Source organism: Desulfonema magnum, from assembly GCF_017377395.1.
GTDB lineage: Bacteria > Desulfobacterota > Desulfobacteria > Desulfobacterales > 4be13 > Desulfonema_C > Desulfonema_C magnum.
In genome coordinates this window covers 2368164-2388833 of sequence record NZ_CP061800.1, presented here as the reverse complement: position 1 = coordinate 2388833, position 20670 = coordinate 2368164, and the positions used below count along the sequence as shown (strand labels likewise).

Here is a 20670-nt window from a genome sequence, read left to right as displayed (position 1 = left end):
TCGTGCCTTTGTGCCTTCGTGGCATTTTATAAATGGATTTAAGAATATGCCACAAAGACACACAAAGAAATCTTCGTGGGACTTTGTGCCTTTGTGTCTTCGTGGCATTTTAGAGGAATTAGCCACAAAGACATACAAAGAAATCTTCGTGGGGCTTCGTGCCTTTGTGCCTTCGTGGCATTTTATAAGTTGGACATTACCTTATAATCAGTAATAATTAAAATAGGTTAGTTGTTAGAAGAAACTCAATCGGAATTTCTTTTTATTTCCCCATTAGAAATTGAAACAAAATCTGGAAAAGCGTTTTTTTTCCAATACCGTTCGGCATGATTTTTGCGTAACCAGACATGAATAACCATCGTATCCGTATTTGGGAAAAACTGTTTCTGAAAGCCATCTGAGAATATTTCAGAATATGAGGCTTTTGAATATTTAAATTCAGACGGTTATTGCTCTGCTATATGTCAAAATCATACCGAACAGTACTGAATTTTTCAGGAAAAATGTTTTTTTTTATGAATATTAATCATTCTTTAATTTGAATTCACTGCTATCAGGTTAAGCAAAAAAAGCCCCATTTGAAAGGGGCTGGGAGGATATTACATATAGAGTATTTACAATTGCGTGCTTTTCAAAGGGCTGAACTTAACAACAGTGACTCGGATATCCGGGAATGAAAAATATGCTTTAATCTTTTTAACAACATCAGGAGATAGATGATTCATGGCCATGAAAGATATGTTGAGAATGACCGCCCACCGTATGCCGGATAAGACAGCCCTGATCATGGAGGAAAAAACCCTCACTTATGATCAGCTGAACTGCCGGGTCAACCGTCTGGCACATGCAATGCTGGATTTGTCTTTCCAAAAGGGGGACAGGGTGGCTGTTCTTACCCATAACTGCATAGAGTATTATGAAATTTACCTTGCTCTCATTAAGATCGGGGGAGTAATGGTTCCCTTCAACAATCTTCTGCGAGAGCAGGAATTACATCGAGACTTCACATATATTGAGCCTCGGTTCATCTTTTTCCAGGCTGAGTTCGCCGACACTGTGGACAAAGTAATGGGGGAGATTCCTTCATTGGAGACGGGCATCTGTATCGGTGATGTCAGTTCGCCGCAGCATAAGAATTACGAATTGCTGTTTGAAGGACAAAGTGAGGATGAACCGGATGTGCAAGTAAAAGATGATGATCTTATGAGCATCTTCCTGACCTCCGGCACCACCGGAAAACCCAAAGGTGTCATGCGTACCCATCGTCATAACTACCTTAACGCTCATGCGGCTGCAATCGAACTGAGTCTGCGTCCGGATGACCGGGTCATGCTTCTGTTTCCTTTTTACCATGTGACCTTTGAAGACCGTTTCTGTCACATCCTGCGGGGCAATACCATTGTTCTCCGCCGGGAGGGCGGTTTCAGAGCCGCCGAAGCACTGGAACTGCTTTCCCGCCATCGCATCACCGTGTGTCAGTTTGTCCCCACCATGATCAACACACTGCTTCAGGAAAAGTCTTTTGAAAAGTACGACCTGAGCGACTTACGTCTGATCCTTTACGCGGCCGCACCCATGCCCGTAAATTTGCTCAAAGAATCTCTCATACGCTTTAAAAATACCGGATTCATGCAGTTTTTCGGTCAGACTGAAACCGGTCCGATGACCACGGTGCTGCCTCCGGAAGAGCATATCGTTGATACTGAAATCGGGGTGCAGCGGCTCGCTTCCTGCGGACGTAGCGCCCTGCATTTCGAAGCGCGCATGGTGGATGAAAATGACCAGGAGATTCCCCGCGGGGAAGTTGGCGAACTCACGGTTCGCGGTGAGTGTGTTACCACCGGGTATTGGCATCTGCCCGAGGAAACAAATAAGCTGCTGAGAGGCGGCTGGCTGCATACCGGCGATTATGCCAAACAGGACGAGGACGGCTTTATTTATATCGTGGATCGTAAAAACGATATGATTATCAGCGGCGGTAAAAATATATATCCTCGCGAGGTGGAGGAGGTCCTTTACATGCATCCGTCGGTGCTGGAAGCAACTGTTATCGGCATTCCCGATAATCACTGGGGAGAATCTGTCAAGGCCATAGTAGTGTTGAAAGAGGGGATGACCGCCACTGACAAAGAGCTGATCGCTTTCTGTAAAGAGAACCTGGCCAGCTATAAGAAGCCCAGTTCAGTGGACTTTCGTGAGGCCCTGCCCAAAAGTCCTGCAGGTAAGATACTGAAACGGGTCTTGCGGGATGACTACTGGAGAGAGCAGGATCGTAAAGTCTGATGAATAGTGTGATCATATAATCAAATAATCAAATCACCCAACAACCGGCGCAGGCTTTGTCATTAATCTTAGCCTCGCCGCAACCCAAAAGGAGATGAAATGAAGAAACCAAGGTTGACTTTTGCATTGGCGATGATTTTTTGTCTGGGGGCGCTCAGTGTTCAGGCAGGTCCTGTGAATTTCAGGTTTGCCCACTTCATCAGCCTCGTTGAACCCGGACCTGAGTCCGGGAAATGGATTGAGGATGAAGTAAATGAAAAACTTGCAGGAAAGGTCAATGCCAAATATTTCCACTCCGGACAAATGGGGAACGTGATTGAAATCGTTAAAAAGGTACGAATGGGTGCGCTTCAGGGCGGCTATCTGACTGGCAACTATGCGCCTGAACTGAATCCCAAGTTCGGCATCGGCACGCTGGCTTACTGCATGGATTCATACGCCAAGTGGGAGGGTTTTCTGAAAAATCAGGAACTCCGTAAAGAACTCTTCACCTGTCTTCAGGATAAGAAGCTCCTTGTACTTGACATGGCCTATTTCGGCGTTTACGGCATCGTGACGACCAAACCGTTTAACACGTTGGAAAAATTGAAAGGTATGAAAATGCGTACCACTCAGGCCCGTTATCCCCTGGCTTTTTGGAAGGCGCTGGGAATGAATCCGCTGCCCATGGCATGGGGAGATGTTTTTCCTGCTCTCAAGCAGGGAGTGGTGGATGGCACGGACCAGACCGTGAACGTGACTCGAATGCGTTTGGCCGATGTCTGCAAAAATTTCACCCACACCCGTCATATGCTGGGTCTGTTCTTTTTCATCGTAAATGACAAGTGGTGGAATGGTTTGGAACCGGGAATCCGGAATGCTTTGTCTGACATTATATCCAAAAACCTCGCCAAAGCCCGGCAGGCCAGTATGAAACTGACTCAGGAGGCTGATGCTGCCTTAAAAGCAAAAGGACTTACGGTGACTGAACTCTCACCGGAGGAGATAGGTAAATTCAAGGCGAGCCAGGCAGCCGTATGGGACAAGTTTGAGCCTGAGATTGGTAAAGACTGGCTGGATAAGATCAAAGCTTTCACTGGCAAAATTGAGAATTGAAAATTGAAAATTGAGAATTGAAAATTGAAAATTAAGAATTGAAAATTGAGAATTGAGAATAAATTTCAACCTCTGACTTTTATTGAGAACTGAGAATAAATTTCAGCTTGTAAATTTTCAATCTTCAATTCTCAATTCCAATAAAGGAGTTTGCTATGAAGCGTGTCTCTGCAATTTTGGATCATATGGAAAACTGGGGCATTCTGATCTGTTTCTCTGTCAGCCTGATCTCACTTACCATCAGCATCACCACCCGCTATGTTTTTCATCGTCCTCTGACCTGGCCGGATGAACTGTCCACCTATTTGTTTATGCTCATGACTTTTCTGGGGGCCAGTGCTTCTGTCAAGAGCAACATGGAACTCAAAGTGGATGCCATTTATGGTTTTTTACCCCACTGGCAATTTCAGTTGGATATTCTGCTGCATTTGATCCGATTCGGGGTGTGCATCAGTTTCATCTACTCGGGTTGGAATTTCGTGCTGATCGAGAGGGATATGGAAACCGTCACGCCGATCCTTCTTATTCCTATGAGCGTTATCGCTGCCATGTTTCCCTTTTTCGGAGTCATCATGGGTATCCGCTCGGTGGAATGTCTTTATCAAGTGATCCGCGAACATCGTCAGAAAGGGCATTAATAAGCAATGGAATCAATTATCATCCTCTTCATCCTGTTTGCCTTGCTGCTGCTGCGTATTCCTATCTATATCTGCCTCTACCTCACAGGAGTACTGGGTTTATGGATTTTTACCAGTATGGATTTTACCTTCGTGGCCCAGACCATGCTGAAAAAGATTGACAACTTCTCTTTGCTCTGCATTCCTTTTTTCATTCTTATGGGGGCGGTCATGGTACGAGGGCAGTCCGCCACCCGTCTGGTGCAGTTCGCATGGAAGTTTGCTTCCTGGCTGCCAGGGGGACTGGGCATCACAGCCGTTGTTTCCGCAGGTGTGTTCGGTGCCATCAGCGGTTCAGCCATTTCTACTGTGGTCACCATCGGCGGTGTCATGTTTCCTTATATGGACAAGTACCGATATCCCAAGGATTTCTCCGCAGGGCTGATCACCGCTGCCTCTATTCTGGGCATCATTGTTCCTCCCAGCATCATTATGATCGTCTGCGCTCTCACCGCTGGCGAATCTGTTGTACGGCTTTTTGCTGCCGGATATTTGCCGGCAATGATTATCATGCTCATGCTTTCTCTTTATGCCTGGTGGGAATCCCGCCGCAAGGGGCTGGGCAAAGAAGCCCTTGAAGATTTTGATTTTAAAGGACTTATCATAGCTGGTAAGGAAGCGACTTTTGCAATTCTCATCATAGCGGTGCTTTTCGGCGGTATTTATTCAGGTGCGTTTACCATCACCGAGGCATCGGTGGTTTCCTGTGTTATGATCCTCATTGTCGAGATGCTCATTTATCGGGCAGTAAAATTGAAAGATTTAAAGGAGCTTCTGATTTCCTCGGGTGTTGTGAGCGGTGCTTTGGTCATCACTGTTTCCGGGGCAGGGGTCATCTCCGAATACATCATTCTCCAGCAGATTCCCCAACAAATGCTTGAAATATCCATGAAATACATCCCCAATGCCTCGATGTATCTTGTTTTCACATGTGTGGTGCTGCTCATCGTCGGAACCTTCATGGATCAGATCGGGGCAATTATGATTTTGGTACCCATTATGATGCCCATTGCCAATCATATGGGCATAGACCCCATTCACTACTGTCTTCTTTTCTGCGTGGGGCTTGGTATCGGATATATCACACCGCCCCTGGGTCTGCTTCTCTACACGGTTCAGGCCATCACCCGTCTGGATTTTGTCAAGGTAAGCAGAGCCATTTACAGTCCTTTGATGATTTACATCGCGGCGTTGTTTATCATCGCTTTTGTGCCGTGGCTTTCCACGGTGGTGCCTGATTTGCTTCTCGGCACCATGTAAGGACACAGGAAAATAGTGCGTTGTCAAGATTGAAATACAGAGTTGGTATTCTCCGGAGTGCTAAAATGAAATTTTAGCAAAGCCTGTTCAGAGTTGGTATTCTCCGGAGTGCTAAAATGAAATTTTAGCAAAGCCTGTTCAGAGTTGGTATTCTCCGGAGTGCTAAAATGAAATTTTAGCAAAGCCTGTTCAACTCCTAAAATCAAACTTGATAAAGTAGTAGAATGAAAGGAAACGCGTGGTTTTTTAAAATGATGAATCGCCATATCAGCGCTCAGGAAAAAAAAATTGTTGAATTTACAACGATGCTTTCCGAGAACAGAATCCTTATTCCGTCTTTTCAACGAGAATTTGTGTGGGACAAGGATAGTATTATCAAGCTCTGGGAGAGCATCTATCGGTTCTATCCTATTGGCAGCATCCTCTGTTGGGAAACAGACATTTGTCTGAATATTCACCGCAAAGTCGGCGGATTTATTTTGGGAAATAACAAAGTAGCCTCCGGAAAATCGAACAAGAGGGTCTATATTCTGGACGGACAGCAGCGATCTACGGCCTTGATGATGCCGCTTTGGGAACAGGAAGGAAAACTCGGGGCGAGAAAAGATTTTGACTTCACCTTGTATTTTGATGCAACGAACAAAACATTCTTTTTCGCCAATGAGTTCAATCGGCGAAAGCGAAACGTCAATCCGGTATTTCTTATACGACTCAGTGACATGCTTAACCACGAAAGCCAAATTTTGGACCGTGTTGCCCATGAATCACAATGTTGCCCAATGATCGAAAAAAATGTCAGACAGCTGGCACATGTTTTTTCAAATTACAATTTATCCTTCATCCATATCAGGGGATTTGACATACCTGCGGTTCGGGAAATTTTCGAGTGTATAAACCAGGAAGGAAAAGCGCTGAGTTCAATGGATGTCATGATCGCAAGAACTTTCCAAAATTATGACTACCTGGTTGAGGAAGATTTCTGAAACAAAGGACAGACACCGCATATGGCACTGGCAAAAAGTGGATTCCTGCTTTCGCAGGAATGACAGTTAGTTTTGTTTGAATCAGGTCAAAAAACTTGATCATGGAGTGTCAGGAATTACCGGAACTCCGAATGCTTCTGAATGACGCTCATGCCCCTGATACCGCCGCTATAAAAAAATAAGTGGGCGGAGCAAAGCGGAACCTACCGTTTACTGAATTTCGGTGGGTTCCGCTTTGCTCCGCCCACCCTACATTTTTTAAATTTCAAATAGTTATGTTTAACCGCACAGGTCGAAAAATTTTGCAGTTTTTCCTAACACCTGACACCTGACACCTAACACCTTCATATAAAAAATAAAGGAGTGTTATTATTATGGTTCCCGTTATTAAAAAGATTCTTTTTACGACTGACCTCAGCGAGAACTCCCGCCATGCATTCTGCTATGCGGCGGCCCTGGCAATGGCCCATGGGGCAGGCATTATTATGCTTCATGTGATGGAAGAATCCAGAACTGATATAGATCAGCTACTTAGGAATCTGTTCGGCGAGGAGAAATGGCAGCAAATGCAGGAAGCACATCTGATGACAGCAAAAGATATTATCATCGGCAAACGCAAGCAGTATGATATCATTCGCGATGCTTTGGCGAATTTTCCCAGCTTCACAGATACGGACGGAGGTGAATTCAACACACATAACATCATCGTGAGCAAGGGGAATGTCACGGAAGAGATACTGAATGTCGCTACTGAGAATAACTGCGATCTTATTGTCATGGGATCACATAAGGGCTTGCTTGGCAAGAGAGGTATCGGAAGAGTCGCAAAAGTGGTCCTGAATAAAACCAGAGTTCCTGTGCTTCTTGCTCCGCCGCCGGATGTTTCTTAGATAAACCACGCTTCTTGTCACAGAGAGACACAAAAAGCATGGTTTTTTAATATTTAATCATAAATTTTTTAACTTGTATGTAAAAAAATTTTAGTGTGGGAAGAAATTCGGATTTTTCCCCGAATAATTCACTTGCCTCCTAAGAAAAAACCGGGTTTCTTTACCACTCACTGAAAAAGAAGTATAAGCACTTTTGCTCAGGTACTTATATTTTCGATCTGTTGATTTTTGTTCAGATAGTTAAAACACGGGCAAGGCGGGGTTTCTGTATCCTAAGCATACGAAACTTTGGCATAAAGGCGTCCGAACAGGTGAGATGTTTATTATGGCGTTGAACCTCAATTTTCCAGGTAAAGGATTTCTCGTAACATTACAAGTAGTTCAGATTTTTGCTCATTGGAATATTTTGCCAGGTATTTTTTTACAATATCCTCTTTTTTATCAGAAATACGCCTCAGCACAAGTCTTCCTTTTTCTGTGAGTTCCAAAGATTTTAAGCGGTCATCCTCCGGAACATTCTTTCTATTTATAAACCCGATTTTTTCCAATCGTTTGGTTATACCTGTCATGTTCGCGCTTGAAACCAACATGATCCTGTTGATATTCTTCATGGTATTCTGGCCGTCTTTTGACGCATCTAAAACCCTGAGCACGTTATATTGAGGAAACGTAAGCTCATAATTTTTTAAAATAGCAGAAGCTTCCTTTTTAAAGCGTTCAGCCACCCTCACAATTGCCATCATTACCCGCTCATCAATACTCATATCGCTGCTGTAAGTGCTGTCAGACATGGTCGTTCAACTTTCTCTTCATTTTATGACGTTGAAAAAAAATCCGCCCACCTCCTTCTGTAAAAAATTCAAAAAAACCAAGCGTTATCAACGCAGACGGAACATCACTAAAAAATTATTTCAATGCCGGCTTTCTAAAAATTTATCACATTTATATCACAGTTACCCGGTCAGAGCAACCTGATTTTCACAATAAGTCAATTTCGATGAATTCATAAGTACCCGGCCAAAAATTTTTTCACTATTTTAAAACTCAAAAAAATGGTTTTAGCGAATTAACAACCTATACTCAATGATCATTTTTTTTCTTCTGGCTGAATTTACTGATAATTTTTTGTCAGAGCGTGTCCGAAAAGCAATTCCGAATGCGGCCCGGAAAGCCGGAAAGGGACAGTTCATTTTTTTTGCCACGAAGACACAAAGGCACGAAGGTTCACGAAGTTTATTTGTGTCAGCTTTGTGTCTTCGTGTCTTTGTGGCTAATGATTTTGCAGCGGGGAGACGGGCAGAAGGAGCAGTGACAGGGAGATATGATCATTGTCTCTTATTTTTTGCCACGAAGACACAAAGGCACGAAGGTTCACGAAGTTTATTTGTGTCAGCTTTGTGTCTTCGTGTCTTTGTGGCTAATGATTTTGCAGCGGGGAGACGGGGCAGTGACAGGGAGATATGATGATTGTCTCTTATTTTTTGCCACGAAGACACAAAGGCACGAAGGTTCACGAAGTTTATTTGTGTCAGCTTTGTGTCTTCGTGTCTTTGTGGCTAATGATTTTGCAGCGGGGAGACGGGCAGAAGGAGCAGTGACAGGGAGATATGATCATTGTCTCTTATTTTTTGCCACGAAGACACAAAGGCACGAAGGTTCACGAAGTTTATTTGTGTCAGCTTTGTGTCTTCGTGTCTTTGTGGCTAATGATTTTGCAGCGGGGAGACGGGCAGAAGGAGCAGTGACAGGGAGATATGATCATTGTCTCTTATTTTTTGCCACGAAGACACAAAGGCACGAAGGTTCACGAAGTTTATTTGTGTCAGCTTTGTGTCTTCGTGTCTTTGTGGCTAATGATTTTGCAGCGGGGAGACGGGCAGAAGGAGCAGTGACAGGGAGATATGATCATTGTCTCTTATTTTTTGCCACGAAGGCACAAAGGCACGAAGGTTCACGAAGTTTATTTGTGTCAGCTTTGTGTCTTCGTGTCTTTGTGGCGGATTATTTTGCAGCGGGGAGACGGGGCAGTGACAGGGAATTATGATGATTGTCTCTTATGACAGTTCAGTTTTTTTGCCACGAAGACACAAAGGCACGAAGGTTCACGAAGTTTATTTGTGTCAGTTTTGTGTCTTCGTGTCTTTGTGGCTAATGATTTTGCAGCGGGGAGACGGGGAGACGGGGCAGTGACAGGGAGATATGGTGATTTACAGTGAGTTAAGATAATCCATGTAAACATCATAGTTTTCAGATGAGAATTGGATAAATATGACTTTTTTCACAGACAGGTTCTCTTTGAGAAACGCGGCGGCGGTATCCACGGCAATTTTGCACGCGTCTTTTATGGGATAGCCGTAAACACCGCAACTGACAGCCGGAAATGCAATGGTGGAAACATTGTTTTCAACAGCAAGCTGAAGGCTGTTTTGATAACACAAAGTCAGCAGCTTGCTGTCCCGGGGCTTTCCGCTACAGACCGGTCCCACGGTGTGAATGATATACTGGGCAGGCAGGCGATAGCCTTTGGTTATTCTCGCCTCGCCGGTAGGACATCCTCCGATGGTGCGGCATTCCGCGAGAAGCTCCGGTCCTGCGGCCCTGTGAATTGCCCCGTCCACACCGCCCCCTCCCAGAAGCGAATTGTTCGCCGCATTCACGATGGCGTCAACGTCAAGCTTTGTTATATCTCCCTGCATAACTTCCATACGATCACATAATTTCTTGTTCATCTTCTCTCTCCTTTTTCTGTTTGACGAAGTTCATCACCTGAGTTGTCAGAATCAGATACGTTCAGCAGATCGAAAAGTTTTCGGGCTGTCACGGGGCGGACACGGCGAGACAGGGGAGAAACCCCATATGCATCAGGCTAAGACTGCCGGACGGGGTTTGCAACCCCGTCCGAAACGTTTGTTTTCGGGGGTCGGAAAATATTTCGGACGGGGTTGCAAACCCCGTCCGGCAGATCGGGCTGTCACGGGGCGGACACGGCGAGACAGGGGAGAAACCCGGCTTTTTTCCGCGGGGGAGAGCGCCCCGTCCCGGAAAAAAAGCCGGGTTTCTTTGCCGCACCGCGCACAGTCCGAAAACTTTTCGATCTGCTGACGCTGACAATTCAGACTTTGAACTCCTGAGTTTTAAAGATCATAAAGAGTTTCGTCCCTGAACGGCGCGGCGTGTTTTGACGTTGTATTTTTTCCCCTTTTTTCCGATAATAAAAACGGTTCTTCCTGTTCCAGAATATCACCCATTTCAGCCTCTATCTGTTCCGGATCTTCTCCCTTCTCCATCCGTCTCAGGGCTTCATCCATGCCCTGGCCCAGTTTCAGCCCCGTCATATCAGAAAGCTTTCGCATAAGGTCGGCAGCCTGTCTGGGATCATCTTCGTTTATTTTATCCGCCTCTCTGTTCAGCATCTGCATGGCCTGTTCCATTTTCCCCTCATCAAAAGGGAGTTCCTCCGTGTCACTGTCTTCCTTTGCTTTTCCTGTAACTGAAAACAAAGACATCTGCCTTACCAGGGGCGTTGTCTTACATTTCGGACAGTCAGGGGTTTTTGTCGTATCTGCTGTTTTGGAAAAAAAATTAAAGATCGTATTGCAGTTCTCGCAGTAAAATTCGTATATTGGCATGGTGACTCCTTGTTTTTTATGGGAAAGTGTTAGGTGTTAGGTGTTAAGTGTTAGGTGTTAAGTGTTAAGTGTCAGGAAAAATATTGCAATGTTCCATGTGTTGTTGTGGCCGCGGGATCATGGCCATTTGTCGAAAATCATAAAATGTGAACAGATTTTTGTCAACCATCAGCAGATGAAAAAGTTTAAGAAGTCCAAATCAGAAATTCCCCTTCAGAAGGGAATTCTTTGATCTGCTGACCATTCAAAGTTGAAATTTTTTCTTGAAATTTTATTTGCTTCAAACTAAAATCATAACCAAAATACAAAAGGGGGAATAGCATGGCGGAAGTTGAAGAATGTATAAAACAGGCATTGGAGATAATAGAGAATTTCATAAAAGAAACCACCAGCAAAAAACCTTCACAGGAAGAAATCGCCAGTGCTTTAAAGCGATATTTTGTCCTTAAAGAAATTGGTGAGCATATCAGGCTTGAACGTGAGGATCCGGGATCGCAGACCTGAATTTTTTTCTCGTTCCCAGATTCCGGTTTGGGAACAGATTCTCGGGGCAGCTTCTGCTTGCCGTAAAGACACGGCATCCATAGCCGGATCGTTTCCAAGCCGAAGCGTGGAAACAAGGAATAAATAAGGCTGAATGCTCTGAAGAATGGTATGATATTTGACAAACACAGCAAGAAAGGAGCTTGGAATCCGTCATTGAAGATAAAAAATATTCCACATATTCAGGAACATCTCGTTCACTGGTACATGAAAAATCAGCGCCAGCTGCCCTGGCGTGAAACACATGATCCTTATCATGTGTGGGTGTCAGAGGTCATGCTTCAGCAGACTCAGGTGAAAACGGTTTTGCCTTATTATGAAAAATTTCTTCGCCATTTTCCAGACATAACATCTCTGGCACAGGCTGACTTGCAGGCTGTACTCAAACTGTGGGAAGGTCTGGGATATTACGCACGTGCGCGAAATTTCCACCGGGCGGCAAATGTGGTTGTAAAAGAATACAACAGCAAAATTCCGGATGATCCGGGAGAATTTCAAAAATTACCAGGCGTGGGGGACTACATCGCGTCTGCGGTTCAGAGCATTGCCTTTGGGCATCCCTGTGCCGCGGCAGATGGTAATGTCAAGCGGGTGCTTGCCCGTTTATTTCAAATTGATGCCCCTGTGAATAAATCCGCTTCGCATAAACTATTCAAAAGCACCGCGGATAAGCTGCTTGCTTCAGACATGCCCGGAACCTTTAATCAGGCAATAATGGAACTGGGAGCCATGATCTGCAAGCCAAAACATCCGATGTGCGATATATGTCCGCTCCCCTCTTTCTGCCTGGCGCATCAGGCCCGAAAAACAGATGAATATCCCAGGCGCACCCCGGGCAAGCCTGTGCCGGAATATCATATTGCAGCCGGGGTTGTTTACAAAGAAGGTCAGGTGCTGATTACCCGGCGAAAACCTGAAGGACTGCTGGGCGGATTATGGGAATTTCCAGGAGGAAAAGTCAGAAAAAATGAGGACGCGAAACAGGCCTGTATCAGAGAAATTAAGGAAGAGACAAATCTTGTGGTTGAAGTGGAATCGCATCTTACCTGTGTGAGACATGCCTACACCCATTTTAAGATTGTCATGGATGTGTTTCGATGTGCTTATGTTTCAGGCCGTGTGAAATTAAACGGCCCCGAGGATTTCCGATGGATAGCAACAGAAGAAACAGAGCAGTATCCGTTTCCCAAAGCCAATCTTAAATTTATCCCGTTATTAAAAAACTGACTCGGCCTGTCTCCGGAGTGCCAAACTTACAGTTTGGCAATTCTCTGCCCCCAAACCGGGGCTTTTTGCCAAACTGTAAGTTTGGCACTCCTCCAGAATTCAAAATAACCTGATTTCTCGGAGATACGGAGGTGTTTATCAGGCTGCTTCAATTGAACCTAATAATTTTTCCTGTATCTCTTCAGAAAATTCCACAATCAGAAATCTGGCCGCGGGATAAAGATAATCTTCGCCTGATTCGTCAATCACACGAATACAATCCACCTGATCTGCTTTCTCATCCGGAAGAGTACGGTAAATTTTCCAGCTTTCCAGATCATCATATCCGCTACTTTGTATGCAAATTGCAAATTTCATGTTATCCCTCATTCCAAGATACGTTTCACTTTCATTTTTCGGCGTCCGACTCCGTGAGCTTCATACCAATGAACTTCTGCTTTTCGGATTTCTCCGTTTGGAAACCGAACATAGGAAATACCTTTGAGTTCTCTCCAACGGCGTCCGCCATACTGAGATTTCAGTTTGGCATGTATCCGAACAGATAAATTCGCCGCAATAATTTGAGTTGCCGACGGCTCACTGAGTAACTTAAAGTCATCACCCATAGTTTTAAGTGTTAATCGTCAGGTGTTAATTGTTCACTCGCTCCCCGGTGAGGCGGAGCCTGGGAACGAGAATTTTTATAAATACCCGGACATAAATTTTCAGGTATGAATCCGGCATCAGACCTGTGAGGTTTCCGAAACCTCGCAGATATTATTTGCCCTTTTCCAAATTATACGGCCCGAGAAAACGCTCGCCGTCAAAATGGATGAGATGAGTGGGAGCATCTGCTATCCACACCTCGGTTTCCCATGAAATATCACCTAAATATTTCGCCATCTCCGAACGTGAGGGAAAAGCCGTCACATAAATGATGCCAGATTTGCAGTCCTTAAAAAGCGTTGTCAGCTCATCATGTCGTTTACTGTCCACAGGTCCGTGACTGGTCACCGCTTCAATCAGCAAAATCCAGTTTTTCTCCTCATAATACAAAACCACGTCAGGCATTTTTCCATGAGCATCAACTTCCACCCCGAGAGTTTTAAGTAATTCCTGATCAAAATAGCCCCATTTGTCTGCGGTATCGCCGATATATACGACGTTGCTATCCGGAGCGTAACGCGGCGCAAATTCGTAAAGAATCGCTTTGATGAGTTTGCTGTGCTTCCCCGGAGAAAGTTGAATTTCCTGATTTTCACCTATTTTTACAGGGATCATCTGCATCTTGCGTTCTCGTGCGTATCGTTTTGACAGACTCCCCTTTTTATCGAGATAAACAGAAAGTTTATTTTTCCATTCAGGCGTTCCATATGTTCTGATTAACGCATACGCTTCAGGCGAAATCTGATAACACCATTTCGGACTGTTTATGGGTCTGTCCGGCTGGTCAGGATTCGGTATTGCCAACCCTGCATCCACAAACTGGTGAATGGTTTGTCTGCGAATGGTTTCGCGGGTATTCGGAGCATATTCTTTTCCGTATTCATCCCGGCAAAAATACATTATCGGCGTAATTCCCATCAGCGGAACCAAAGCTTCGTCCCAGGAACACTCCGGTCTGATATTTAACATTGCCAGCAAAGTCAGAGCAGAACGTTCATTTTGCTGAGGTTTTGGAAAACCTAATGCTTTAAGAATAGTTATCGCTTCCTTAATCTTCTTTTTCGCTTTAACCGGATCGGATGAGGTCATTTTTGTCAACTTCTGAATTTCCGTGTTAATTAGTTCGTCAATAATATCCTGGGACGGAAATATTTTACCGACAGTACTTCCCAGCCGTTTCAAAACTTCTCTGGGCGGATATTTTATCATCTTTAAATCACTGGCATTTACCTGGGTATGTCCGCTGAACTGACGAAAATACTCATCCACAAGCGTTGAATTAAGGAAAACAGCGAGACCTTTTGCAAGCTCGGGTGACAACCCTTTTCGCTTGGAATGAAAGATATTCAGATGATTCTCGAAACCCACAGCCTTACCGCTTACCTTTTTCAGATCATAAACTGCCGCGACAATTCGACGCGGTTCTTCTTTGGAAGACAGACGGCGTACCACTGTATAATAGCCATTGGGAAGGAGCCATTTTTGGGCATCACCTTCATTTAAAATGGCATTGGGTTTTCGTCCTCCTTTTTTGGGCCAGATGATAAAATGATTAAAAATATGCATCGGGTAGATCAGGGGGACGGTGTCGGACTGAGGATTATTCCGAAGGTATTTTTTAAGCCTGAAGTCAACCACCGGCCCTGTTGACACTTCAACATCAATATCTTCTAATTTGTTTTTAAACAGCGACATACGATCCAGAACGTTCTGATCCATTTCACTTGTGACAACATGAATGACCAAATCCGAATCATCCGGTCTGATGATCTTCTCATAATTTACCCGCCGAACAGTCATTGTATCAAAATCTGATCCGCTGCTGGTGGAAATAAGAACAGAAGCGGGTCTCATTCCCTTTACAGCATGAAAAATTACATTCTCCTGTAATACTTCGTCATCTTTAAATGTTTCATTTCGAGCCTCAAATACATGAAGGCGAGTTATCGCCATTTTCTCCACAAACAATTTACGGAACGGTTTGAAATAAGGGCCGTTGCAAAAGCTGCGCGGGACAATGGCAACAAGCTCCCCCTCTGGTTCCAGCAAATGAATTGTTAAAGAAAGAAACGCGGTGTAAAGATTACCTGCTTCTATGCCGACCGATCTGAGTCTTCGGCGATGCTCGGAATTGCTTCGTATCTTTTTATAGGGCGGATTGATAATTGCGTGGGAGAAACGCTGATGATCCTGATTCATAAAGGGCAGTGTGTCATTCATTATCTCAACGCCTGCTTTGACAAAGTCTTTCTGTAAAATTTCGTCTGAAAATTTTATGTCTGCGCTTTCGCATTCCTGACGGCAGGTTGTCAATGTTAAGTTCAGATACTCAGTCAGCAAGGTGTCTGACTCATACGCGACAATATTTATAGTTTCCGGATGCGTGGCATCTGAACAAATTTTTTCAACAAATGCGGATGTGAGCGTTCCGATGCCAGCTCCGGGATCCAATAATCTCACCGAGTTTTCCGATTCTTTAAAAAGCGACGCCATGAAACGCGCGACAAAGGCAGGCGTCATAAACTGACCTTTTTCAGACCGGATTTTGGGATTCAGCTTTCGGCTCGCGTCCAGACGGTAAAAATCCACTCTGTCCGACAAGCTGCCCTCATTGATATTTGAGACATGGAACATATTACCAACAATCCGTTCCTTTGGGATAACTCCCCAAAATTTTTATAAAGAGCGAACGCTGTTCCAGCTCCTCCAATGTATGTCTGACAACTTCGGAATCCATGCCGCCGTCAAAATCAGTATAAAACACATATTCCCACGGGTTTTCAGGAATGGGCCTTGACTCGAGTTTTGTGAGATTCAGACGATTTTCCTGGAAGGTTTTGAGACAATCCACAAGCGCCCCGGGATAATGCTGAATCTTAAACGCAATGGTGGTTTTTTCATGAACAATTTCATCCGTGAGATTCTCTTTTTTAATAATCACAAAAAAACGGGTGGTATTGCTTTTATTGGTCTGAATATCTTTGCTCAGGATATCCATTCCGTAAATTTCAGCACACAGCTCGGACGCTATGGCCGCGCAATCCTTCCTGTCCCATTGGGAAACACGCTCGGCCGCTCCTGCCGTATCATAAACAGGCATGGGTTCTATGTTGTGTGTCCTGAGAAATTCTTTGCACTGCCGAAGCGCGTGCGGATGCGAATAGGCTTCCTTAATATCATTGAGAACAACGCCTTTTTTCGCAAGAAGCGTGTGGCGGATTTTCATAAAAATCTCCGCCACAATAAAAATATCATGGGAAAGCAGCAGATCATAATTTTCAACCACGGTTCCTGCAATGGTATTCTCAACAGGTACAACAGCAAAATCAACACTCGCGTCAGCCACGGCTTCAAACATCTCATCAAAACTGTCAAAGCCGACGGATTCCGCATTTCTGCCAAAATGTTCATAAAGGGCCAGCTCGCTGTACGCGCCTTTTATGCCCTGAAAAGCGATTTTCATTTTTCCTCCAATTTCTCATTAATAATTTTCATGGCCTCCGTCAAGGCAATACGCTCCCCTTTGGCATAGGGATTATACTTGTGCATATCCACGAACAACTGCCAGGTATCATGTTCAACAACGCCCAGTATATGCAGCAGCCGCTTATAGCCTTCTGTGTCAATATCAAGTTCGGATGCCCCGTATTCGGACAGGGTTCTTCCGATAAAATGCGTCAGGGCAAGGCTGACAGCGATCTGCCTGTCATGCTCCTCGGGTGTTGTTTCAATCACAATGAGACCTTTGGCAGACAAATAGGATTTTATTTTATTGTACAGAGCGTCTTCGATTCTTTTCCTGCATAAAACAATTTTTCTTTTTCTAAGAGAATCTGCCGCACTGTCCGGACCGAACATGGGATGCGTCGCCAGAATCGAGACCGTCTCAGGCAGAAGTTCTTCCATCCATCTGACAGGATATTCCTTTACCGAACACACATCCGTGACCACCGCATCTTTCCTGAGCAGTGGCGAAATCTCTTTGAGAACCGCATTCATCATGGAGATCGGAACCGTGAGGATAACCATATCCTGTTCGCAGACTTCCGCGAGCGATGTGGGATAAGCCCCGATTTTACGGATTTCGGATGTTTTATCACTTCTGTTGTAAACAAACACTTCAAAATCCTGGGCAAGATATCCTGTCATAAGCTTTCCGAACCGTCCGAAACCGATGATGCCAATTTTTTTAATATTTCCGGTCATAATGCCTCTGCAATCTTTTCAAAACCTTTCCTCAGCATATTTTCAGGAACCGCATAACATATTCTGACATGGCCGGCCATTCCGAATGCCTCTCCCGGAACAACAGCGACCCCTGTTTTTTCAAGCAGATCAGCGGCAAAGTCTTCTGAGGTTTCTCCGTTTTTCAGATAGTTCGATATATCAGGAAAGAGATAAAATGCTCCCTGAGGTCTGATGCAATGGAATAATTTTGACGCATATCCGTAGGCAATATCTCTTTTCTTCTCCAGTTCGGCTTGCCACTGCGAAATAACATCTCCGTCAAGAGAAAGCGCAGCCAGCGCGCCATACTGCGCAAATGTGCAAACATTCCCCGTGCAATGTCCCTGACATTTGGACATGGCCTTTACAATGTTTTTATGAGCAGCGACATATCCGACCCTGAAGCCTGTCATGTTATAGCTTTTGGAAAAACTTTTTGTAATGATAACCCTGTCACGAATCTCCCTGAACTCAAAAATACTTTCGTTTTTTAGTCCGTCATAAATAAAAAAATCATATGCTTCATCTGAAATAATATATAAATCATGTTCGGATGAAATTCGGGCGATTTTCTCCAAGTCCGTTTTCGGATAAACCGCCCCTGTGGGATTGTTCGGTGTATTGATAAGAATGGCTTTTGTTTTTGGCGTGATGGCCTTTTCAATTTCCTCACAATCCAACTGATGGCTTTTGTTGGTATCCGCAAAGACCGGTTTGCCTCCGGCAAGCCTCACCTGCTGAGGAAAACTGGTCCAGCAGGGCCTCGGAATAATCACTTCATCACACGGGTCACAAATGACCTGGAATATGAGGTAAAGGGAATGTTTTGATCCGTTGGATACGATAATGTTATCCGCATCATATCCCTCATACGTTTTTGCCAGTTCCTGCCTCAGTTCAGGCATGCCCTCGGCCGGACCGTATCTGGTTTTATGCCTGTCAAGCGCGTTTTTCGTGGATTCGATGACGATCCCCGGGGTTTCGTACTCAGGCTCGCCTATGGCAAAGCTGATAATCTCTTTGCCTTGTTTGCGCAGCTTTTGGAGAAGCGAACTGAATTTGACGGTTCCTGATTCTTCAACACTTTGGATTCTGTCTGATAATTTCATTGGTGTTTACTGTTTATTGGTCATTGTTTACGGATAAAATGGCTTTCTGCCTTAACAAATGATCTGCAAGGACAAGGCAGACCATGGCCTCGCAGACAACATTAATTCTCGGTATCGCGGAAATATCGTGGCGCCCTTTTGTGGAAATGGTCCTGGGATTTCCCTGGCGGTCAGTGGTATTCTGTTCAATGGCAATGGAGGGAATCGGCTTTACGGCCACACGCATGAGGAGATTGTCTCCGTTGGATATGCCCGCGAGAATACCGCCTGAATTGTTCGTGGCAAACCCTTCCGGTGTGATGGGATCATTATTTTCAGACCCCTTTTTTGACGCGGCTTCAAAACCGGCCCCGATTTCAACGCCTTTGACCGCTCCGATACTCATCAGCGACTTTGCCAGTTCCGCATCCAGCTTGTCAAATACGGGGTCTCCCAATCCCGCTGGCACACCTGCGGCTAAAATCTCCACGATTCCTCCCAGGGAATCCCCTTCGTTTTTTACCGCCAGTACCCGCTGTTGCATTTCTTCCGCAGCGTCCGTATCCGGGCAATAAAACGGGTTTTCATTTATCACATTCAAATCCCGTTTCTCTGCTTTGATTCCTCCGAGAGCCGTGGTGTATGCGGAAACACTGATATTTTTCCTGTCCAAAAAGGCCTTTGCCACGGCCCCTGCTGCCACTCTTCCGGCGGTTTCCCGTGCGGAAGAGCGTCCTCCGCCCCGCCAGTCCCGTATGCCGTATTTGGCTTCATATGTGATGTCGCCGTGCCCGGGACGAAAAAGGTCCGCATATGGCTTGTACGCGTCGGATTTCGCATCCTTGTTGTGCATCATGATCATGATGGGGGTTCCGGTTGTCACTCCCTCGAAAACGCCCGACATGATGATGGCTTTGTCCGGCTCTTTCCGGCTCGTGCTTGCGGACGAACTGCCTGGTTTTCTGCGATCCATCATGGCCTGAATTGTGGCTTCATCAAGGGGAATACCGGGCGGACATCCGTCAACAACAACACCGACGCCTTTTCCATGAGATTCCCCCCAAGTTGTTATTTTAAATAGTGTTCCAAAGGTACTTCCTGGCATTATTTCTCCTCTGAAAATTAAAACTTGAGCCGAGTTTCAAGTTTCAAGTTTCAAGTTTCGAGTCTCAAGTTTCGAGTTTCAAGTTTCGAGTTTCAAGTTTCGAGTCTCAAGTTTCGAGTTTCAAGTTTCGAGTCTCAAGTTTCGAGTTTCAAGTTTCGAGTTTCAAGTTTCGAGTTTCAAGTTTCAAGTTTCAAGTTTCAAGTTTCAAGTTTCAAGTTTCAAACAATGTTGCTACTGAAATCTCAAATCCGGGCAAGATGTCTCCTCCTGATAATGTTTCATCAGCCTTGAAACGTTTCACCTGGGTCGGAGAGCGATACTCAAATATTTGCCTCTGTCTGGGGTCAGCAATCCATACGACCTGAACGCCGATAGAGAAATATTCGTCTATTTTGTCAGTGACATCGCTCCATCTGTCCCCGGGAGAGAGAACTTCCACTACTAACTCCGGCGCGACATCAAGATAACTTTTTGATTTCGCCTGCGAGAGACGTTCTGCCGAGATATAAATCACATCAGCGCCTCGAATTGTGTCCGGATTACGACGGATATAAATCCCCACTTCGCCAACTAATACATGACCAAGTTTATGCTGGTCAACAAACAAACTGAGTGTGTGAGCGATTTTAGCTTCTGCAATACCGTGGGGATATCCTGTAGGGGACATACGAATTAATTCTCCTCCAACCAGCTCAGTTCGTCCAATGTCGCCCATATCAAACAGCTCTTCGCCGCTGAACAGAGGCGGGGCTTCAGATGATTCTGGGTTATACAGTGTATTTGCTGCCATAGGTTTCATCTTTTCTATAAAAATTCTGCACACAGGACAAAAAGGCTGCGAAGCGGGAACAAACCCGGTTTTTTCCCCTTAGAGGGCGTTTGAAAAGTCCCGTGGGGACGGCATATTTGTAGCAAATGACATTCCCCCGTGTTTGCGAGTCCCGTGAGGACGGCATATTTGTAGCAAATGAGATTCCCCCGTGTTTGCGAGTCCCGTAGGGACGGCATATTTATAGCA

General features: G+C 45.0%; 21 protein-coding genes. 10 read left to right on the top strand and 11 right to left on the bottom strand.

Features of this window, described 5'->3' with window-relative positions; all coding sequences use genetic code 11:
• Positions 1-46: 46 nt before the first annotated feature.
• From dnm_RS09685 to dnm_RS09655, 7 genes are all read left to right on the top strand, one after another.
• Positions 47-214 (top strand): hypothetical protein, encoded by a 168-nt coding sequence (locus tag dnm_RS09685; RefSeq protein ID WP_207682455.1) that lies wholly within the window; start codon positions 47-49, stop codon positions 212-214.
• 509 nt (positions 215-723) lie between these two features.
• Positions 724-2283: a long-chain-fatty-acid--CoA ligase gene (locus dnm_RS09680; RefSeq protein ID WP_207682454.1), complete on the top strand. Its 1560-nt coding sequence runs from the start codon at positions 724-726 to the stop codon at positions 2281-2283.
• A gap of 99 nt (positions 2284-2382) precedes the next feature.
• Entirely contained in the window at positions 2383-3378 is a 996-nt protein-coding gene (locus dnm_RS09675) for a TRAP transporter substrate-binding protein (protein ID WP_207682453.1), read from the top strand.
• Positions 3379-3533: 155 nt separating this feature from the next.
• Positions 3534-4016: a TRAP transporter small permease gene (locus tag dnm_RS09670; RefSeq protein ID WP_207682452.1), complete on the top strand. Its 483-nt coding sequence runs from the start codon at positions 3534-3536 to the stop codon at positions 4014-4016.
• Positions 4017-4022: 6 nt separating this feature from the next.
• Complete coding sequence (locus dnm_RS09665) at positions 4023-5315, top strand: TRAP transporter large permease (RefSeq protein WP_207682451.1); 1293 nt, start codon at positions 4023-4025, stop codon at positions 5313-5315.
• 224 nt (positions 5316-5539) lie between these two features.
• Entirely contained in the window at positions 5540-6298 is a 759-nt protein-coding gene (locus dnm_RS09660) for a DUF262 domain-containing protein (RefSeq protein ID WP_207682450.1), read from the top strand.
• 374 nt (positions 6299-6672) lie between these two features.
• On the top strand, positions 6673-7188 hold the full coding sequence (locus tag dnm_RS09655) for a universal stress protein (RefSeq protein ID WP_207682449.1): 516 nt from the start codon (positions 6673-6675) through the stop codon (positions 7186-7188).
• Positions 7189-7526: 338 nt separating this feature from the next.
• Here dnm_RS09655 and dnm_RS09650 read toward each other — a convergent pair whose 3' ends face one another.
• The 3 genes from dnm_RS09650 to dnm_RS09640 form a co-directional block, all read right to left on the bottom strand.
• Positions 7527-7979 carry a MarR family winged helix-turn-helix transcriptional regulator gene (locus dnm_RS09650; protein ID WP_207682448.1) on the bottom strand — a complete coding sequence of 151 codons (453 nt, stop codon included), beginning with the start codon at positions 7977-7979 and terminating at the stop codon, positions 7527-7529.
• A 1416-nt stretch (positions 7980-9395) separates the two neighbouring features.
• Positions 9396-9917 (bottom strand): O-acetyl-ADP-ribose deacetylase, encoded by a 522-nt coding sequence (locus dnm_RS09645; RefSeq protein WP_207682447.1) that lies wholly within the window; start codon positions 9915-9917, stop codon positions 9396-9398.
• Positions 9918-10322: 405 nt separating this feature from the next.
• Positions 10323-10817, bottom strand: a complete 495-nt coding sequence (locus tag dnm_RS09640; protein ID WP_207682446.1) for an FmdB family zinc ribbon protein — start codon at positions 10815-10817, stop codon at positions 10323-10325.
• Between the two features lie 321 nt (positions 10818-11138).
• On the opposite strand from dnm_RS09640, the gene dnm_RS09635 reads away from it, so the two are divergent.
• Together dnm_RS09635 and mutY are read left to right on the top strand one after the other, a co-directional pair.
• Positions 11139-11321: a hypothetical protein gene (locus dnm_RS09635; RefSeq protein WP_207682445.1), complete on the top strand. Its 183-nt coding sequence runs from the start codon at positions 11139-11141 to the stop codon at positions 11319-11321.
• Between the two features lie 150 nt (positions 11322-11471).
• Positions 11472-12587, top strand: a complete 1116-nt coding sequence (gene mutY / locus dnm_RS09630) for an A/G-specific adenine glycosylase (protein WP_207682444.1) — start codon at positions 11472-11474, stop codon at positions 12585-12587.
• 138 nt (positions 12588-12725) lie between these two features.
• Here the strand turns inward: mutY and dnm_RS09625 are convergent, their stop codons facing one another.
• The 7 genes from dnm_RS09625 to aroC all read right to left on the bottom strand — a co-directional run bounded on the left by dnm_RS09625 (position 12726) and on the right by aroC (position 19652).
• Entirely contained in the window at positions 12726-12944 is a 219-nt protein-coding gene (locus dnm_RS09625) for a hypothetical protein (RefSeq protein ID WP_207682443.1), read from the bottom strand.
• Between the two features lie 8 nt (positions 12945-12952).
• Positions 12953-13192 (bottom strand): hypothetical protein, encoded by a 240-nt coding sequence (locus dnm_RS09620; protein ID WP_207682442.1) that lies wholly within the window; start codon positions 13190-13192, stop codon positions 12953-12955.
• 151 nt (positions 13193-13343) lie between these two features.
• Positions 13344-15833 (bottom strand): BsuBI/PstI family type II restriction endonuclease, encoded by a 2490-nt coding sequence (locus dnm_RS09615; RefSeq protein WP_207682441.1) that lies wholly within the window; start codon positions 15831-15833, stop codon positions 13344-13346.
• A gap of 34 nt (positions 15834-15867) precedes the next feature.
• Positions 15868-16695: a prephenate dehydratase gene (gene pheA, locus dnm_RS09610; RefSeq protein WP_207682440.1), complete on the bottom strand. Its 828-nt coding sequence runs from the start codon at positions 16693-16695 to the stop codon at positions 15868-15870.
• Positions 16692-17438 (bottom strand): prephenate dehydrogenase/arogenate dehydrogenase family protein, encoded by a 747-nt coding sequence (locus dnm_RS09605; protein ID WP_207682439.1) that lies wholly within the window; start codon positions 17436-17438, stop codon positions 16692-16694. The genes pheA and dnm_RS09605 overlap by 4 nt, the downstream gene beginning before the upstream one ends.
• Positions 17435-18568: a pyridoxal phosphate-dependent aminotransferase gene (locus tag dnm_RS09600; RefSeq protein WP_207682438.1), complete on the bottom strand. Its 1134-nt coding sequence runs from the start codon at positions 18566-18568 to the stop codon at positions 17435-17437. The genes dnm_RS09605 and dnm_RS09600 overlap by 4 nt, the downstream gene beginning before the upstream one ends.
• A 13-nt stretch (positions 18569-18581) precedes the next feature.
• The gene (aroC, locus tag dnm_RS09595; protein ID WP_207682437.1) at positions 18582-19652 is read right to left on the bottom strand and encodes a chorismate synthase; all 1071 of its coding nucleotides are present in this window, start codon (positions 19650-19652) and stop codon (positions 18582-18584) included.
• A 24-nt stretch (positions 19653-19676) separates the two neighbouring features.
• Here aroC and dnm_RS09590 point away from each other — a divergent pair, with 24 nt between their 5' ends.
• Positions 19677-19943 (top strand): hypothetical protein, encoded by a 267-nt coding sequence (locus dnm_RS09590; protein ID WP_207682436.1) that lies wholly within the window; start codon positions 19677-19679, stop codon positions 19941-19943.
• Here dnm_RS09590 and dnm_RS09585 read toward each other — a convergent pair.
• Entirely contained in the window at positions 19864-20319 is a 456-nt protein-coding gene (locus tag dnm_RS09585; protein ID WP_246556278.1) for a Uma2 family endonuclease, read from the bottom strand. The two genes, dnm_RS09590 and dnm_RS09585, sit on opposite strands and share 80 nt — an antisense overlap.
• Positions 20320-20670 lie beyond the last annotated feature (351 nt).

Excerpts from the sequence above, each read along its gene's own strand:
- dnm_RS09685 (WP_207682455.1), top strand. The coding sequence starts at position 47 with ATGCCACAAAGACACACAAAGAAATCTTCGTGGGACTTTGTGCCTTTG.
- dnm_RS09680 (WP_207682454.1), top strand. The coding sequence starts at position 724 with ATGGCCATGAAAGATATGTTGAGAATGACCGCCCACCGTATGCCGGAT.
- dnm_RS09675 (WP_207682453.1), top strand. The coding sequence starts at position 2,383 with ATGAAGAAACCAAGGTTGACTTTTGCATTGGCGATGATTTTTTGTCTG.
- dnm_RS09670 (WP_207682452.1), top strand. The coding sequence starts at position 3,534 with ATGAAGCGTGTCTCTGCAATTTTGGATCATATGGAAAACTGGGGCATT.
- dnm_RS09665 (WP_207682451.1), top strand. The coding sequence starts at position 4,023 with ATGGAATCAATTATCATCCTCTTCATCCTGTTTGCCTTGCTGCTGCTG.
- dnm_RS09660 (WP_207682450.1), top strand. The coding sequence starts at position 5,540 with ATGAAAGGAAACGCGTGGTTTTTTAAAATGATGAATCGCCATATCAGC.
- dnm_RS09655 (WP_207682449.1), top strand. The coding sequence starts at position 6,673 with ATGGTTCCCGTTATTAAAAAGATTCTTTTTACGACTGACCTCAGCGAG.
- dnm_RS09650 (WP_207682448.1), bottom strand. The coding sequence starts at position 7,979 with ATGTCTGACAGCACTTACAGCAGCGATATGAGTATTGATGAGCGGGTA.
- dnm_RS09645 (WP_207682447.1), bottom strand. The coding sequence starts at position 9,917 with ATGAACAAGAAATTATGTGATCGTATGGAAGTTATGCAGGGAGATATA.
- dnm_RS09640 (WP_207682446.1), bottom strand. The coding sequence starts at position 10,817 with ATGCCAATATACGAATTTTACTGCGAGAACTGCAATACGATCTTTAAT.
- dnm_RS09635 (WP_207682445.1), top strand. The coding sequence starts at position 11,139 with ATGGCGGAAGTTGAAGAATGTATAAAACAGGCATTGGAGATAATAGAG.
- mutY (WP_207682444.1), top strand. The coding sequence starts at position 11,472 with ATGATATTTGACAAACACAGCAAGAAAGGAGCTTGGAATCCGTCATTG.
- dnm_RS09625 (WP_207682443.1), bottom strand. The coding sequence starts at position 12,944 with ATGAAATTTGCAATTTGCATACAAAGTAGCGGATATGATGATCTGGAA.
- dnm_RS09620 (WP_207682442.1), bottom strand. The coding sequence starts at position 13,192 with ATGGGTGATGACTTTAAGTTACTCAGTGAGCCGTCGGCAACTCAAATT.
- pheA (WP_207682440.1), bottom strand. The coding sequence starts at position 16,695 with ATGAAAATCGCTTTTCAGGGCATAAAAGGCGCGTACAGCGAGCTGGCC.
- dnm_RS09605 (WP_207682439.1), bottom strand. The coding sequence starts at position 17,438 with ATGACCGGAAATATTAAAAAAATTGGCATCATCGGTTTCGGACGGTTC.
- dnm_RS09600 (WP_207682438.1), bottom strand. The coding sequence starts at position 18,568 with ATGAAATTATCAGACAGAATCCAAAGTGTTGAAGAATCAGGAACCGTC.
- aroC (WP_207682437.1), bottom strand. The coding sequence starts at position 19,652 with ATGCCAGGAAGTACCTTTGGAACACTATTTAAAATAACAACTTGGGGG.
- dnm_RS09585 (WP_246556278.1), bottom strand. The coding sequence starts at position 20,319 with ATGTCCCCTACAGGATATCCCCACGGTATTGCAGAAGCTAAAATCGCT.